14 protein-coding genes are annotated in these 15,795 nt (G+C 57.1%); all 14 read left to right on the forward strand.

All coding sequences use genetic code 11. The features are described from left to right. Positions 1-152: 152 nt before the first annotated feature. The 14 genes from mraZ to ftsA are packed head-to-tail and all read left to right on the forward strand — an operon-like array spanning position 153 to position 15,770. Positions 153-611 carry a division/cell wall cluster transcriptional repressor MraZ gene (gene mraZ, locus ACTJI7_RS14080; protein WP_014882537.1) on the forward strand — a complete coding sequence of 153 codons (459 nt, stop codon included), beginning with the start codon at positions 153-155 and terminating at the stop codon, positions 609-611. A 2-nt stretch (positions 612-613) separates the two neighbouring features. After that, positions 614-1,555, forward strand: coding sequence for a 16S rRNA (cytosine(1402)-N(4))-methyltransferase RsmH (gene rsmH / locus ACTJI7_RS14085; protein WP_014882538.1), 942 nt, complete (start codon positions 614-616; stop codon positions 1,553-1,555). Then, positions 1,552-1,917, forward strand: a complete 366-nt coding sequence (gene ftsL / locus ACTJI7_RS14090; protein ID WP_006173860.1) for a cell division protein FtsL — start codon at positions 1,552-1,554, stop codon at positions 1,915-1,917. Before rsmH ends, ftsL begins: the two co-directional genes overlap by 4 nt. Before the next feature lie 15 nt (positions 1,918-1,932). Next, positions 1,933-3,699: a peptidoglycan glycosyltransferase FtsI gene (locus ACTJI7_RS14095; RefSeq protein ID WP_028015504.1), complete on the forward strand. Its 1,767-nt coding sequence runs from the start codon at positions 1,933-1,935 to the stop codon at positions 3,697-3,699. Further along, positions 3,686-5,173, forward strand: a complete 1,488-nt coding sequence (gene murE, locus ACTJI7_RS14100) for a UDP-N-acetylmuramoyl-L-alanyl-D-glutamate--2,6-diaminopimelate ligase (RefSeq protein ID WP_063154809.1) — start codon at positions 3,686-3,688, stop codon at positions 5,171-5,173. The genes ACTJI7_RS14095 and murE overlap by 14 nt, the downstream gene beginning before the upstream one ends. After that, positions 5,170-6,528, forward strand: a complete 1,359-nt coding sequence (gene murF / locus ACTJI7_RS14105; RefSeq protein WP_063154808.1) for a UDP-N-acetylmuramoyl-tripeptide--D-alanyl-D-alanine ligase — start codon at positions 5,170-5,172, stop codon at positions 6,526-6,528. The genes murE and murF overlap by 4 nt, the downstream gene beginning before the upstream one ends. Then, positions 6,522-7,604, forward strand: coding sequence for a phospho-N-acetylmuramoyl-pentapeptide-transferase (gene mraY / locus ACTJI7_RS14110; protein WP_008501985.1), 1,083 nt, complete (start codon positions 6,522-6,524; stop codon positions 7,602-7,604). Before murF ends, mraY begins: the two co-directional genes overlap by 7 nt. A gap of 2 nt (positions 7,605-7,606) precedes the next feature. Further along, complete coding sequence (gene murD / locus ACTJI7_RS14115; RefSeq protein ID WP_440670635.1) at positions 7,607-8,923, forward strand: UDP-N-acetylmuramoyl-L-alanine--D-glutamate ligase; 1,317 nt, start codon at positions 7,607-7,609, stop codon at positions 8,921-8,923. Continuing rightward, positions 8,923-10,167, forward strand: coding sequence for a cell division protein FtsW (gene ftsW / locus ACTJI7_RS14120; protein WP_028015508.1), 1,245 nt, complete (start codon positions 8,923-8,925; stop codon positions 10,165-10,167). The genes murD and ftsW overlap by 1 nt, the downstream gene beginning before the upstream one ends. After that, positions 10,164-11,228, forward strand: coding sequence for an undecaprenyldiphospho-muramoylpentapeptide beta-N-acetylglucosaminyltransferase (gene murG / locus ACTJI7_RS14125; protein WP_028015509.1), 1,065 nt, complete (start codon positions 10,164-10,166; stop codon positions 11,226-11,228). The genes ftsW and murG overlap by 4 nt, the downstream gene beginning before the upstream one ends. Before the next feature lie 56 nt (positions 11,229-11,284). Further along, the gene (murC, locus tag ACTJI7_RS14130; protein ID WP_047363459.1) at positions 11,285-12,760 is read left to right on the forward strand and encodes a UDP-N-acetylmuramate--L-alanine ligase; all 1,476 of its coding nucleotides are present in this window, start codon (positions 11,285-11,287) and stop codon (positions 12,758-12,760) included. Beyond that, on the forward strand, positions 12,753-13,673 hold the full coding sequence (locus ACTJI7_RS14135; RefSeq protein ID WP_063154806.1) for a D-alanine--D-alanine ligase: 921 nt from the start codon (positions 12,753-12,755) through the stop codon (positions 13,671-13,673). The genes murC and ACTJI7_RS14135 overlap by 8 nt, the downstream gene beginning before the upstream one ends. A 1-nt stretch (position 13,674) precedes the next feature. Continuing rightward, positions 13,675-14,517 carry a cell division protein FtsQ gene (gene ftsQ / locus ACTJI7_RS14140; protein ID WP_045259458.1) on the forward strand — a complete coding sequence of 281 codons (843 nt, stop codon included), beginning with the start codon at positions 13,675-13,677 and terminating at the stop codon, positions 14,515-14,517. After that, a complete protein-coding gene (gene ftsA / locus ACTJI7_RS14145; protein ID WP_006173845.1) occupies positions 14,514-15,770 on the forward strand; it encodes a cell division protein FtsA in 1,257 nt (418 codons plus the stop codon). Before ftsQ ends, ftsA begins: the two co-directional genes overlap by 4 nt. The last annotated feature ends 25 nt before the right edge of the window (positions 15,771-15,795 follow it).

The following is a 15,795-nucleotide window of genomic DNA, read 5'->3' on the forward strand; positions in this document are numbered from 1 at the left end:
GCAGTTATTAACCAGGACTGTTTATCTCTGTAAATAGAGGGCTTTCGGGTCTCTACAGGGAGAGTCCTGGCTTGACAAGCTTTTCCCTCGCTCCGTAAACTCCTTTAGGTGGGAATTTGTGGGTTAAAGTGGTGAGGAGGGGTGAGACTGGCATGTTCCGTGGAGCTACGTTAGTCAATCTCGACAGCAAAGGGCGTTTATCGGTCCCAACCCGATACCGCGACCAGCTGATTGAGAATGCTTCGGGTCAAATGGTTTGCACCATTGATATCAACTCCCCCTGCCTGCTGCTTTACCCCTTACCTGAATGGGAAATCATTGAGCAAAAGCTGTCGCGACTGTCGAGCATGAACCCGCAAGAGCGCCGCGTGCAGCGGCTGTTATTGGGACATGCCAGTGAGTGTCAGATGGATAGCGCCGGGCGATTACTGATTGCGCCCGTGCTGCGGCAACATGCCGGTCTGACCAAAGAAGTGATGCTGGTCGGGCAGTTCAACAAGTTTGAACTGTGGGACGAAACGACCTGGTATCAACAGGTCAAGGAAGATATCGACGCTGAGCAGTCTGATTCCGCAACTTTATCGGAACGGCTGCAGGACTTGTCTCTATAAATATGATGGAAAATTATAAACATAAAACGGTGTTACTGGACGAGGCCGTGAACGGCCTGAATATTCGTCCGGATGGCATCTACATTGATGGCACGTTTGGTCGCGGTGGTCACTCGCGTTTGATCCTCTCCCAGCTTGGAGAGGAAGGGCGACTGCTGGCAATCGATCGCGATCCGCAGGCGATTGCCGTGGCACAGACCATCAATGACCCACGCTTTTCCATCGTGCATGGACCTTTTTCTGCGCTCGCGGATTACGTGGCCGAGCGCGGTCTCACGGGCAAGATCGACGGGATTCTTCTCGATCTTGGCGTATCTTCACCCCAGCTTGATGATGCAGAACGCGGCTTCTCCTTTATGCGCGACGGTCCGCTGGACATGCGTATGGACCCGACGCGCGGCCAGTCTGCCGCCGAATGGCTGCAGACCGCTGACGAAGCAGATATTGCCTGGGTGATCAAAACCTTCGGCGAAGAACGTTTTGGCAAGCGCATTGCGCGCGCCATCGTTGAGCGCAACCGCGTTGAGCCAATGACCCGCACCAAAGAGCTGGCCGAAGTGATTGCGGCGGCGACGCCGGTGAAGGATAAGCACAAACATCCCGCGACCCGTACCTTCCAGGCGGTTCGCATCTGGGTAAACAGTGAACTGGAGGAAATAGAGCTGGCGCTAAAAAGCTCGCTCGACGTGCTGGCCCCGGGTGGGCGGTTATCCATCATCAGCTTCCATTCGCTGGAAGACCGTATTGTAAAACGCTTCATGCGTGAACAGAGCCGCGGTCCTCAGGTTCCAGCGGGGCTGCCGATGACGGAAGAACAACTCAGGAAGCTGGGGGGCCGTCAGTTGCGAGCATTAGGCAAGTTGATGCCGGGCGAAGAAGAGGTGGCAGAGAATCCACGTGCCCGTAGTTCAGTGCTGCGAGTTGCAGAGAGGACGAACGCATGATCGGCAGAGTGACAGAAACCCTAAGCAAAGTTAAGGGATCGTTAGGAAGCAACGAGCGCCATGCCTTGCCTGGCGTGATCGGCGACGATCTTTTGCGATTCGGGAAACTGCCACTCTGCCTGTTCATTTGCATCATTGTTACGGCAGTTACGGTGGTGACCACAGCTCACCATACACGTTTATTGACTGCGCAACGCGAGCAGCTGGTGCTGGAACGCGATGCGCTGGATATTGAATGGCGAAATCTGATCCTTGAAGAAAACGCGCTCGGCGATCACAGCCGGGTTGAACGGATCGCAACGGAAAAGCTGCAACTGCAGCATGTTGATCCTTCCCAGGAAAATATCGTAGTACAAAAATAAGGGAACACGCGACGCATGAAAGCAGCGGCAAAAACGCTTAAACCAAAACGTCAGGAAGAACAGGCCAACTTCATCAGTTGGCGTTTTGCGTTGCTTTGCGGCTGCATTTTACTGGCGCTGGGTTTCCTGCTGGGACGCGTGGCGTGGTTGCAAATCATCGCCCCTGACATGCTGGTACGCCAGGGCGATATGCGCTCCCTTCGCGTTCAGGAAGTGTCGACTTCTCGCGGAATGATCACTGACCGTTCAGGTCGCCCGCTGGCGGTGAGCGTGCCGGTGAAAGCGATTTGGGCCGACCCGAAAGAGCTGCACGACGCCGGTGGCATCACGCTTGATAACCGCTGGAAAGCGCTTTCAGATGCGCTCAAAATGCCGCTGGATCAGCTAGCCTCCCGCGTCAACGCGAACCCGAAAGGGCGTTTTATCTATCTGGCGCGCCAGGTTAACCCTGACATGGCGGACTACATTCGAAAACTGAAGCTGCCGGGCATTCATCTGCGCGAAGAATCCCGTCGTTACTATCCGTCCGGCGAAGTAACCGCTCACCTCATCGGCTTCACCAACGTCGACAGCCAGGGGATTGAAGGCGTTGAAAAAAGCTTCGATAAGTGGCTCACCGGCCAGCCTGGCGAGCGAATTGTGCGTAAGGACCGCTACGGGCGCGTCATTGAAGATATCTCCTCTACAGACAGCCAGGCGGCGCACAACCTGGCTCTGAGTATCGACGAGCGCCTGCAGGCGCTGGTCTACCGCGAGCTGAACAACGCCGTGGCGTTTAACAAGGCAGAATCCGGCAGCGCCGTGCTGGTGGATGTCAGCACCGGAGAAGTGCTGGCCATGGCCAACAGTCCTTCCTACAACCCGAACAACTTTACCGGCACCGCAAAAGATGCGATGCGTAACCGGGCGATTACCGACGTGTTCGAACCCGGCTCCACGGTGAAACCGATGGTGGTGATGACGGCGCTTCAGCGCGGTATCGTCAATGAAAACACGGTCCTGAACACGATCCCTTACCGTATTAACGGCCACGAGATTAAAGACGTGGCGCGCTACAGCGAATTGACCCTGACCGGGGTGTTACAGAAGTCGAGTAACGTCGGTGTTTCAAAGCTGGCGTTAGCGATGCCGTCCTCAGCGTTAGTAGAGACTTACTCACGTTTTGGACTTGGAAAGGCGACCAATTTGGGGTTGGTCGGAGAACGCAGTGGCTTATATCCTCAAAAACAACGGTGGTCTGACATAGAGAGGGCCACCTTCTCTTTCGGCTACGGGCTAATGGTAACCCCGTTACAGTTAGCGCGAGTCTACGCAACGATTGGCAGCTACGGCGTCTATCGCCCGCTGTCCATCACCAAAGTTGATCCACCGGTTCCGGGCGAGCGTATCTTCCCCGAATCCATCGTTCGTACCGTTGTGCACATGATGGAAAGCGTGGCGCTGCCGGGCGGTGGCGGCGTGAAGGCGGCCATCAAAGGCTATCGCATCGCCATTAAAACCGGTACGGCGAAAAAGGTGGGGCCAGACGGCCGCTACATCAACAAATACATTGCCTATACCGCAGGCGTTGCGCCTGCTAGCAATCCGCGTTTTGCGCTGGTGGTCGTGATTAACGATCCACAGGCGGGTAAATACTACGGCGGCGCGGTTTCCGCGCCTGTGTTTGGCGCCATCATGGGCGGCGTGTTACGCACCATGAACGTTGAACCAGATGCGCTGGCGACGGGCGAAAAAAGTGAATTTGTAATTAATCAAGGCGAGGGTACAGGTGGCAGATCGTAATTTGCGCGACCTTCTCGCTCCGTGGGTGCCAAATGCACCGGAGCGAGCACTGCGAGAGATGGTACTGGACAGCCGCGTGGCTGCTTCTGGCGATCTTTTTGTGGCGGTGGTTGGTCATCAGGCGGACGGGCGTCGTTATATCCCGCAGGCGATTGCGCAAGGTGTGGCTGCCATTATTGCTGAGGCTAAAGACGAGGCAACCGACGGTGAGAACCGTGAAATGCACGGGGTGCCGGTTATCTATCTCAGCCAGTTGAATGAGCGTCTCTCTGCACTGGCAGGACGTTTTTATCACGAACCTTCCGACCAGCTGCGTCTGGTTGGCGTGACGGGCACGAACGGAAAAACCACCACCACGCAGCTGATGGCGCAGTGGGCTCAGTTGCTGGGTGAAACCGGCGCGGTGATGGGGACCGTGGGTAACGGCCTGCTGGGCAAAGTGAGCCCGACGGAAAACACCACCGGTTCTGCGGTTGACGTACAGCACGTGCTTGCCGGTCTGGCAGGGCAGGGGGCAACCTTTGCCGCGATGGAAGTTTCTTCGCACGGCCTGGTACAGCACCGCGTCGCGGCACTGAAGTTTGCTGCTTCAGTGTTCACCAACCTGAGCCGCGATCACCTTGATTATCATGGTGATATGGAACACTACGAAGCCGCGAAATGGCTGCTGTTCTCTACTCACCATTATGGCCAGGCCATCATCAACGCCGACGACGAAGTGGGCCGCCGCTGGCTTGCGAAGCTGCCAGACGCGGTAGCGGTGTCGATGGAAGACCATATCAATCCGAACTGCCACGGCCGCTGGCTGAAGGCCGTTGACGTTAACTATCACGACAGTGGCGCGACGATCCGCTTTGCCTCTTCCTGGGGTGAAGGTGAAATTGAAAGCCGCCTGATGGGGGCGTTCAACGTCAGCAACCTGCTGCTGGCGCTGGCAACGCTGCTGGCGCTGGGCTATCCGCTGGCGGAACTGCTGAAAACGTCAGCGCGTCTACAGCCGGTTTGCGGCCGTATGGAAGTGTTTAGCGCGCCGGGCAAACCGACCGTGGTTGTCGATTATGCCCACACGCCGGATGCGCTGGAAAAAGCGCTGGAAGCGGCACGCCTGCACTGCACCGGTAAACTCTGGTGCGTCTTCGGCTGCGGTGGCGATCGCGACAAAGGTAAACGTCCCCTGATGGGCGCCATTGCGGAGCAGTTCGCAGACATTCCTGTGGTCACCGATGACAATCCGCGTACCGAAGAGCCGCGCGTCATCATCAACGACATTCTGGCGGGTATGCTGGACGCCGGTCGCGCCCGTGTGGTGGAAGGCCGCGCGGAAGCCGTGACAAACACCATCATGCAGGCAAAAGAAAATGATGTCGTTCTGCTGGCCGGTAAAGGCCATGAAGACTATCAGATTGTTGGCAATCGTCGTCTGGACTACTCCGACCGCGTAACGGCAGCGCGTCTGCTGGGAGTCGTCGCATGATTAGCATCACCTTAAGGCAGGCCGCTGCGGTACTGCACGGCGAGCTGCTGGGCCAGGATCTGACCATTGACGCGGTCACCACCGACACCCGCAAAGTGACCGCGGGCTGTCTGTTTGTGGCGCTGAAAGGCGAACGTTTTGACGCGCATGATTTTGCCGGACAGGCCAAAGAAAACGGCGCTGGCGCGCTGCTGGTCAGCCGCAGGCTGGATATCGATTTGCCGCAGATTGTGGTGGACGATACGCGTCTCGCGTTCGGTGAACTGGCCGCCTGGGTTCGTCAGCAGGTGCCTGCTCGCGTTGTCGCGCTGACCGGATCATCGGGCAAAACGTCAGTGAAAGAGATGACGGCGGCCATCCTCAGCCAGTGCGGTAATACGCTTTATACCGCAGGCAACCTCAATAATGACATCGGCGTGCCGATGACATTACTTCGCCTGACCAAAGAGCATGAGTTTGCGGTGATCGAGTTAGGGGCAAACCACCAGGGCGAAATCGCCTGGACCGTGAGCCTGACTCGCCCGGAAGCGGCGCTGGTGAATAACCTTGCGGCAGCGCATCTGGAAGGCTTTGGCTCGCTGGAAGGCGTGGCGAAAGCGAAAGGCGAAATCTACACCGGTCTGCCTGCTGACGGCATTGCCATTCTCAATGCCGACAACAACGACTGGCTGAACTGGCAGAGCATCATTGGCTCGCGTAAAACCTGGCGCTTCTCGCCGAACGCGGCCAACAGTGACTTTACCGCGACCAATATCCATGTGACGTCGCACGGTACGGAGTTCACGCTTGCTACCCCAACGGGTGACGTAGACGTGCTGTTACCGCTGCCGGGACGCCATAACATCGCCAATGCGCTGGCGGCAGCGGCCTTGTCGACGGCGGTGGGAGCGTCACACGAGGCGATTAAAACCGGGCTGGCGAATTTGAAAGCCGTGCCGGGACGCCTGTACCCGATCCCGCTTGCAGAAAACAAATTGCTGCTGGATGACTCCTACAACGCGAACGTCGGCTCAATGACGGCGGCGGTGCAGGTGCTATCTGAAATGCCGGGCTACCGCGTCATGGTGGTTGGCGACATGGCGGAGCTGGGCGATGAAAGCGAAGCCTGTCATACCCAGGTGGGTGAAGCGGCGAAAGCGGCGGGACTGGACTGCGTGCTGAGCGCAGGAAAACTGAGCCAGGCGATTAGCCATGCCAGCGGCGTTGGCGAACATTTTGCCGACAAAGCCGCGTTGATTGAGCGCCTTAAGGCATTAATTACAGAAAAACAAATTGTGACAGTGTTAGTGAAAGGTTCACGTAGTGCCGCCATGGAAGAGGTTGTGCACGCATTACAGGAGAACGGGACATGTTAGTTTGGCTGGCCGAACATTTGGTCAAATATTATTCAGGCTTTAACGTCTTTTCGTATCTGACGTTTCGCGCCATCGTCAGCCTGCTGACTGCGCTGTTCATCTCGTTGTGGATGGGCCCGCGCATGATTGCCCGTCTGCAAAAACTCTCTTTCGGCCAGGTCGTACGTAACGACGGTCCGGAGTCGCACTTCAGCAAGCGCGGTACGCCGACGATGGGCGGGATCATGATCCTGACCGCGATCGTCGTTTCCGTACTGCTGTGGGCCTATCCGTCTAACCCGTACGTCTGGTGTGTGCTGACCGTACTGGTGGGCTACGGCATTATCGGGTTTGTGGATGATTACCGTAAAGTCGTCCGCAAAGACACGAAGGGCCTGATTGCCCGCTGGAAGTATTTCTGGATGTCAGTGATTGCGCTGGGCGTCGCCTTCGCGCTGTATCTGGCAGGAAAAGATACGCCCGCCACCGAACTGGTGGTGCCGTTCTTTAAAGACGTGATGCCGCAGCTGGGGCTGTTCTACATCCTGCTGGCCTACTTTGTAATTGTTGGTACCGGTAACGCCGTTAACCTGACCGATGGCCTGGATGGTCTGGCGATTATGCCAACCGTCTTCGTGGCGGCTGGTTTTGCGCTGGTGGCGTGGGCGACCGGTAACATGAACTTTGCGAACTACCTGCACATCCCTTATCTGCGTCACGCGGGTGAGCTGGTGATCGTCTGTACGGCGATAGTCGGCGCGGGGCTGGGCTTCCTCTGGTTCAACACTTATCCGGCGCAGGTCTTTATGGGTGACGTCGGTTCTCTGGCGCTGGGCGGCGCGCTGGGCATTATCGCCGTGCTGCTGCGTCAGGAGTTCCTGCTGGTGATCATGGGCGGCGTGTTTGTGGTTGAAACCCTGTCGGTGATTTTGCAGGTCGGCTCCTTCAAGCTGCGCGGTCAGCGCATCTTCCGTATGGCGCCGATCCACCACCACTATGAACTGAAAGGCTGGCCGGAGCCGCGCGTGATTGTGCGCTTCTGGATTATTTCGCTGATGCTGGTGCTGATTGGCCTGGCAACGCTGAAGGTACGTTAATCATGGCAGATTACCAGGGTAAAAAAGTCGTTATCATCGGGTTAGGCTTCACTGGCCTCTCCTGCGTGGACTTTTTCCTTGCGCGCGGCGTGACGCCGCGTGTGATGGATACGCGTGTCTCTCCGCCGGGTCTGGACAAACTGCCGGAACAGGTTGAACGCCACCTTGGTGGTCTGAATGATGACTGGCTGCTGGCAGCCGATCTGATTGTCGCCAGCCCGGGTATGGCGCTGGCGCACCCTTCACTGAGCGCTGCTGCGGATGCGGGCGTTGAGATTGTCGGCGATATCGAGCTGTTCTGCCGCGAAGCGCAGGCACCGGTTATCGCGATCACCGGTTCTAACGGCAAAAGCACCGTCACTACCCTGGTGGGTGAAATGGCGAAAGCCGCAGGCATGAACGTAGGGGTAGGCGGCAATATCGGTCTGCCCGCGCTGATGCTGCTGGACAAAGGCTGCGAGCTGTACGTTCTGGAACTTTCCAGCTTCCAGCTTGAAACCACCTCCAGCCTGCATGCGGCGGCGACAACGATCCTCAACGTGACGGAAGATCATATGGATCGGTATCCGTTTGGTCTGCAGCAGTATCGCGCGGCCAAGCTGCGTGTTTACGAAAATGCCAAAATTTGCGTGGTTAACGCCGACGACGCGCTGACCATGCCGGTGCGCGGCGCGGACGAGCGCTGCATCAGCTTTGGTATCACCATGGGTGATTATCATCTGAACCGCCAGCTGGGCGAAACCTGGCTGCGCGTGAAAGGTGAAAAGGTGCTGAACGTGAAGGAGATGAAGCTTTCCGGCCAGCACAACTATACCAATGCCCTGGCGGCGCTGGCGCTGGCAGATGCCGTAGGGCTGCCGCGCTCTTCCAGCCTGAAAGCGTTGACCACATTTTCCGGCCTGGCACACCGTTTCCAGCTGGCGCTGGAGCATAACGGCGTGCGCTGGATTAACGACTCCAAAGCGACCAACGTGGGAAGCACAGAGGCCGCGCTGAACGGTCTGCACGTTGACGGCACCCTGCATCTTCTGTTGGGTGGCGACGGCAAATCTGCTGATTTCTCCTCCCTGAAACAGTACCTCACCGGCGATAACATCCGCCTGTACTGCTTTGGCCGTGACGGCAGCGAGCTGGCTGAACTACGCCCGGAAGTTGCTGAGCAAACTGAAACGATGGAACAGGCGATGCGCCTGATTGCCCCGCGCGTGCAGCCTGGCGACATGGTTCTGCTCTCCCCGGCGTGCGCCAGCCTCGATCAGTTTAAGAATTTCGAACAGCGTGGCGATGTCTTTACCCGCCTTGCGAAGGAGTTAGGCTGATGCGTTTATCTCTCCCTCGCCTGAAAATGCCGCGCCTGCCAGGATTTGGAATTCTGGTGTGGCTGTTTGCGGCGCTGAAAGGCTGGGTGATGGCTTCACGGGATAAAGATTCCGATAGCCTGATTATGTACGACCGCACCCTGTTCTGGCTGACGCTGGGGCTGGCGGCGATCGGCTTTATCATGGTGACGTCGGCCTCTATGCCCGTTGGACAGCGTCTGGCGAACGATCCCTTCCTGTTCGCCAAGCGTGACGGGCTGTACATCATTCTGGCGTTCTGCCTGGCGCTGGTAACGCTTCGTCTGCCGATGGCGTTCTGGCAGCGCCACAGTACCGCGATGCTGATCGCCTCCATTATCATGCTGCTGATCGTGCTGGTTGTCGGGAGCTCCGTTAACGGGGCATCACGCTGGATCGCCTTCGGCCCGCTGCGTATTCAGCCTGCGGAGTTCACCAAGCTTTCGTTATTCTGCTACCTGGCAAACTACCTGGTGCGAAAAGTCGATGAGGTGCGTAACAACCTTCGCGGCTTCTTAAAGCCGATGGGCGTCATTCTGGTGCTGGCGATCCTGCTGCTGGCGCAGCCTGACCTCGGGACCGTTGTCGTACTGTTTGTCACCACGCTGGCGATGCTGTTCCTGGCAGGGGCCAAGCTGTGGCAGTTCATCGCCATCATCGGGATGGGGATTTCAGCGGTGGTACTGCTGATCCTCGCCGAGCCTTACCGTATCCGCCGCGTGACCTCGTTCTGGAACCCGTGGGAAGATCCGTTCGGTAGCGGTTACCAGCTGACGCAGTCGCTGATGGCGTTTGGCCGCGGTGAAGTCTGGGGACAAGGCCTGGGCAACTCGGTACAGAAACTGGAGTATTTACCGGAGGCGCACACCGACTTCATCTTCTCCATTATTGGGGAAGAACTGGGTTATATCGGTGTGGTATTAGCGCTTTTAATGGTATTCTTCGTCGCTTTCCGCGCCATGTCGATTGGCCGAAAAGCGCTGGAGATTGATCACCGCTTCTCAGGCTTCTTAGCCTGCTCAATTGGTATCTGGTTTAGCTTCCAGGCGCTGGTTAACGTCGGGGCCGCAGCGGGTATGCTGCCGACCAAAGGTCTGACGTTGCCGCTGATCAGCTATGGTGGTTCGAGCCTGTTGATCATGTCGACGGCCATTATGTTTTTGTTACGCATAGATTATGAGACGCGTCTGGAGAAAGCCCAGGCGTTTACACGAGGTTCACGATGAATCAACCGAAGCGGTTAATGGTGATGGCAGGCGGTACCGGTGGACACGTGTTCCCGGGGCTGGCGGTTGCGCACCATTTAATGGAGCAGGGCTGGCAGGTACGCTGGCTGGGAACCGCAGACCGCATGGAAGCCGACCTGGTACCGAAGCATGGTATTGAGATCGACTTTATTCGTATTTCCGGCCTGCGAGGCAAAGGCCTCAAGGCCATGCTGCTGGCGCCGGTGCGTATTTTTAATGCCTGGCGTCAGGCGCGCACCATCATGAAGCGCTTTAAGCCCGATGTGGTGCTGGGTATGGGCGGCTATGTTTCTGGTCCCGGCGGGCTGGCCGCGTGGTCGTTAGGCATTCCCGTTGTTCTGCACGAGCAGAACGGTATTGCGGGTCTGACCAACAAGTGGCTGGCGAAAATCGCCACCAAAGTGATGCAGGCGTTTCCCGGCGCGTTTCCGAAAGCGGACGTGGTGGGTAACCCGGTGCGCGTCGACGTGTTGGCTCTGCCGCTGCCGGATGCCCGCCTGGCGGGACGTGAAGGCCCGGTTCGTGTTTTGGTCGTTGGTGGTTCTCAGGGTGCGCGCATTCTGAATCAGACAATGCCGCAGGTGGCGGCAAAGCTGGGTGATGCCGTGACTATCTGGCACCAAAGCGGTAAAGGCGCTCAGCAGACCGTTGAGCAGGCGTACGCTGATGAAGGCCAGCCGCAGCATAAAGTGACGGAATTTATTGACGATATGGCCGCAGCCTATGCCTGGGCCGATGTCGTGGTCTGCCGCTCTGGCGCGCTGACGGTGAGCGAAATCGCCGCCGCCGGCTTGCCAGCGCTGTTCGTGCCGTTCCAGCACAAAGACCGACAGCAGTACTGGAACGCGCTGCCGCTTGAGAAAGCCGGCGCGGCGAAAATTTTTGAGCAGCCACACTTTACCGCCGATGCGGTCGCCACCACCCTGGCGGGCTGGAACAGAGACGCACTGCTGGAGATGGCACAGCGCGCGCGCGCTGCCGCTATCCCGGATGCGACAGAACGGGTGGCAAAAGAAGTGAGCCTGGCAGCCCAGGCTTAACCCTCGCAGCGCGTGTTGCGCTGCACGAATTTTAAGTAGTCGATGGCGTTTAGAGAATGAATACACAACAACTGGCAAAACTGCGTTCAATCGTGCCCGAGATGCGTCGCGTCCGGCACATTCACTTTGTTGGCATCGGTGGTGCCGGCATGGGCGGTATTGCCGAAGTGTTAGCTAACGAAGGCTATCAGATCAGCGGGTCTGACCTGGCGCCAAACCCTGTCACGCAGCAGCTGGCGTCGCTTGGGGCGACTATCTATTTCAACCATCGCCCGGAAAACGTGCGCGATGCAAGCGTGGTGGTGGTATCGAGCGCCATCTCCTCTGACAATCCGGAAATCGTTGCCGCGCACGAAGCGCGCATTCCGGTGATCCGCCGCGCAGAAATGCTGGCGGAACTGATGCGGTTCCGTCACGGCATTGCGATTGCCGGTACCCACGGTAAAACCACGACCACGGCGATGGTTTCCAGCATTTATGCGGAAGCGGGTCTCGATCCGACGTTTGTCAATGGCGGTCTGGTGAAAGCCGCAGGCGTCCATGCGCGTCTGGGCCACAGCCGTTATCTGATTGCGGAAGCGGATGAGAGCGACGCGTCGTTCCTGCACCTGCAGCCGATGGTGGCGATTGTCACCAATATCGAAGCTGACCATATGGATACCTACCAGGGCGACTTCGAAAACTTAAAGCAGACCTTCATCAACTTCCTGCACAACCTGCCGTTTTATGGCCGCGCGGTGATGTGCGTGGACGACCCGGTGATCCGCGAGCTGCTGCCGCGCGTCGGTCGTCAAATCACCACCTACGGCTTCAGCGAAGACGCTGACGTCCGCGTGGAAGAGTACAAACAGATTGGTGCGCAGGGGCATTTCACTCTGGCGCGTCAGGACAAAGAGCTGCTGCACGTTACGCTGAATGCGCCAGGGCGCCATAACGCACTTAACGCCGCAGCGGCAGTGGCTGTTGCGACGGAAGAAGGTATTGATGATGAGGCGATCCTGCGCGCGCTGGAAAGCTTCCAGGGGACGGGGCGTCGCTTCGACTTCCTCGGCGAGTTCCCGCTGGAAGCGGTGAATGGTAAGCCAGGTACCGCGATGCTGGTGGACGACTACGGTCACCATCCGACGGAAGTGGACGCGACCATCAAAGCCGCACGCGCGGGCTGGCCGGAGAAGAATCTGGTGATGATCTTCCAGCCGCACCGCTTCACGCGTACCCGCGATCTGTATGACGATTTCGCCAGCGTGCTGTCACAGGTGGATACCCTGCTGATGCTGGATGTTTACGCCGCCGGCGAAACGCCAATTCCAGGCGCAGACAGCCGTTCCCTGTGTCGTACCATCCGCGGGCGCGGTAAAGTTGACCCTATTCTGGTTTCTGACCCGGCACAGGTGGCGGAGATTCTGGCACCGGTCCTGACCGGTAACGATCTCATCCTGATTCAGGGTGCGGGAAATATCGGCAAGATCGCCCGTACCTTAGCTGAAATCAAACTGAAGCCGCAAACCCAGGAGGATGAGCATCATGGCTGATAAGATTGCAGTCCTCTCTGGCGGCAACTCCGCCGAGCGCGAGGTTTCTCTGAATTCCGGCGCTGCCGTGCTGGCGGGCCTGCGTGAAGGCGGCGTAAACGCACATATTGTCGATCCAAAAGAGGTCGACGTGACGCAATTAAAAGCGATGGGCTTCGATAAGATCTTTATCGCGTTACATGGTCGTGGCGGTGAAGACGGAACCCTGCAAGGGCTTCTGGAGCTGATCGGCCTGCCTTACACCGGCAGCGGCGTGATGGCATCCGCCATCTCTATGGATAAACTGCGCAGTAAGTTACTCTGGCAGGGAGCGGGTTTACCCGTTGCGCCGTGGGTGGCACTGACGCGCGGCGAATTTGAATTGGGCCTGTCGGACAGCGTTAATACACGCATTGCGGCACTGGGCTTACCGGTTATTGTAAAGCCGAGCAGGGAAGGGTCGAGCGTCGGGATGTCAAAGGTCGATAAAGCTGAAGATTTAACATCTGCTTTAGCGCTGGCATTTCAACACGATGAAGAAGTTCTGATTGAAAAATGGCTCAGCGGGCCGGAATTTACCGTCGCGATGCTTGGCGAAGAAATTTTACCGTCAATTCGCATCCAACCCGCCGGAGTCTTCTATGATTATGAGGCGAAGTATCTGTCTGATGAGACGCAATATTTCTGCCCTTGTGGTCTTGAAGCAGAGCGCGAAGCCGAATTACAGTCCCTGGTGCTTAAAGCCTGGAATGTTTTGGGCTGCAGCGGCTGGGGACGCATTGATGTGATGCAGGACAATGACGGGCAGTTTTATCTGCTGGAAGCCAATACCTCACCGGGAATGACCAGCCACAGCCTTGTGCCGATGGCGGCGCGTCAGGCGGGAATGAGCTTCTCGCAGTTAGTCGTACGTATTCTGGACCAGGCGGGCTGATATGTCTCAGGCTGCATTGAACACGCGCAACCGCGATGACGAAGAAGAATACACTTCTTCACGCCGGAGTAATGGAACGCGTCTTGCAGGGATAATTTTCCTGCTCGGGGTGCTGTGCACCGTGTTTATCAGCGGCTGGATGGTGCTGGGCTGGATGGAAGACGCACAGCGGTTGCCGCTGTCAAAGCTGGTGGTGACCGGCGAGCGTCACTACACGCGTAACGATGATATTCGCCAGTCTATTCTGGCGCTGGGATCGCCCGGCACCTTTATGACGCAGGACGTCAATATTATCCAGAGCCAGATTGAACGTCTGCCATGGATAAAACAGGCGAGTGTCAGAAAACAATGGCCTGATGAATTGAAGATTCATCTGGTTGAATATGTGCCCATTGCGCGTTGGAATGATCAGCACATGGTTGACGTAGATGGAAATTCCTTCAGCGTCCCGAGCGATCGTGTCAACAAGCAAAATTTACCGATGTTGTATGGCCCTGAAGGCAGCGAAAACGAAGTATTGCAGGGTTTTCGTGAAATGGGGCAGGTGCTGGCGAAGGACAGGTTTACGTTAAAAGATGCTGCGATGACGGCGCGCCGCTCCTGGCAGCTGACGTTGACGAACGGCATTAAGCTCAACCTGGGACGCGGCGACACAATGAAACGTCTTGCGCGTTTTGTAGAACTTTACCCGGTTTTACAACAGCAGGCGCAGGCGGACGGCAAACGGATAAGCTACGTTGATTTGCGCTATGACTCAGGCGCAGCAGTCGGTTGGGAGCCGGCTCCGGTCGAGGAACCTAATCAGCAACAGAATCAGGCACAGGTACAGGCAGAACAACAATGATCAAGGCGACGGACAGAAAACTGGTAGTTGGACTGGAGATTGGCACCGCGAAGGTTGCCGCTTTAGTAGGGGAAGTTCTGCCCGACGGTATGGTCAATATCATTGGCGTGGGCAGTTGCCCGTCCCGTGGTATGGATAAAGGTGGGGTAAACGACCTTGAGTCGGTGGTGAAATGCGTACAGCGCGCCATCGACCAGGCTGAATTAATGGCAGATTGCCAGATTTCTTCTGTCTATCTGGCCCTTTCTGGCAAGCACATTAGCTGCCAGAACGAAATCGGTATGGTGCCGATTTCTGAAGAAGAAGTGACGCAGGAAGACGTTGAAAACGTTGTGCATACGGCGAAGTCCGTGCGCGTTCGCGATGAGCATCGCGTGCTGCACGTGATCCCGCAGGAATATGCGATTGACTACCAGGAAGGGATCAAGAACCCGGTTGGTCTGTCTGGCGTGCGTATGCAGGCAAAAGTGCACCTGATCACATGTCACAACGATATGGCGAAGAACATCGTAAAAGCCGTTGAACGTTGTGGCCTGAAAGTTGACCAACTTATTTTCGCCGGTCTGGCGGCAAGTTATTCCGTGCTGACCGAAGACGAACGCGAACTGGGTGTCTGTGTGGTGGATATCGGTGGTGGTACAATGGACATGGCCGTGTATACCGGCGGTGCGCTGCGCCACACTAAAGTGATCCCTTACGCAGGGAACGTTGTGACCAGCGATATTGCTTACGCTTTTGGTACGCCACCGAGCGATGCAGAAGCGATTAAAGTACGCCACGGCTGTGCGCTGGGGTCTATCGTTGGTAAAGATGAGAGCGTTGAGGTGCCGAGCGTGGGCGGCCGTCCGCCGCGTAGCCTGCAGCGCCAGACGTTGGCAGAGGTAATTGAGCCGCGCTATACCGAGCTGCTCAACCTGGTCAACGAAGAGATTTTACAGCTTCAGGAACAGCTTCGTCAGCAGGGTGTTAAGCATCATCTTGCGGCGGGGATTGTATTAACCGGCGGTGCAGCGCAAATTGAAGGTCTTGCGGCCTGCGCTCAGCGCGTGTTCCATACGCAGGTGCGTATTGGTGCGCCGCTGAATATTACCGGTTTAACGGATTATGCTCAGGAGCCGTACTATTCAACGGCTGTGGGCCTGCTCCACTACGGGAAGGAATCTCATCTCAGTGGTGAAGCAGAAGTGGAAAAACGCGTCTCAGTGGGGTCGTGGGTCAAACGACTGAACAACTGGCTGCGAAAAGAGTTTTAATTTTTTAAAGAGACCGGAGAGAATT

Origin of the sequence: Enterobacter sp. 22499, from assembly GCF_052044815.1 — a bacterium.
Taxonomy (GTDB): Bacteria; Pseudomonadota; Gammaproteobacteria; order Enterobacterales; family Enterobacteriaceae; genus Enterobacter; species Enterobacter bugandensis.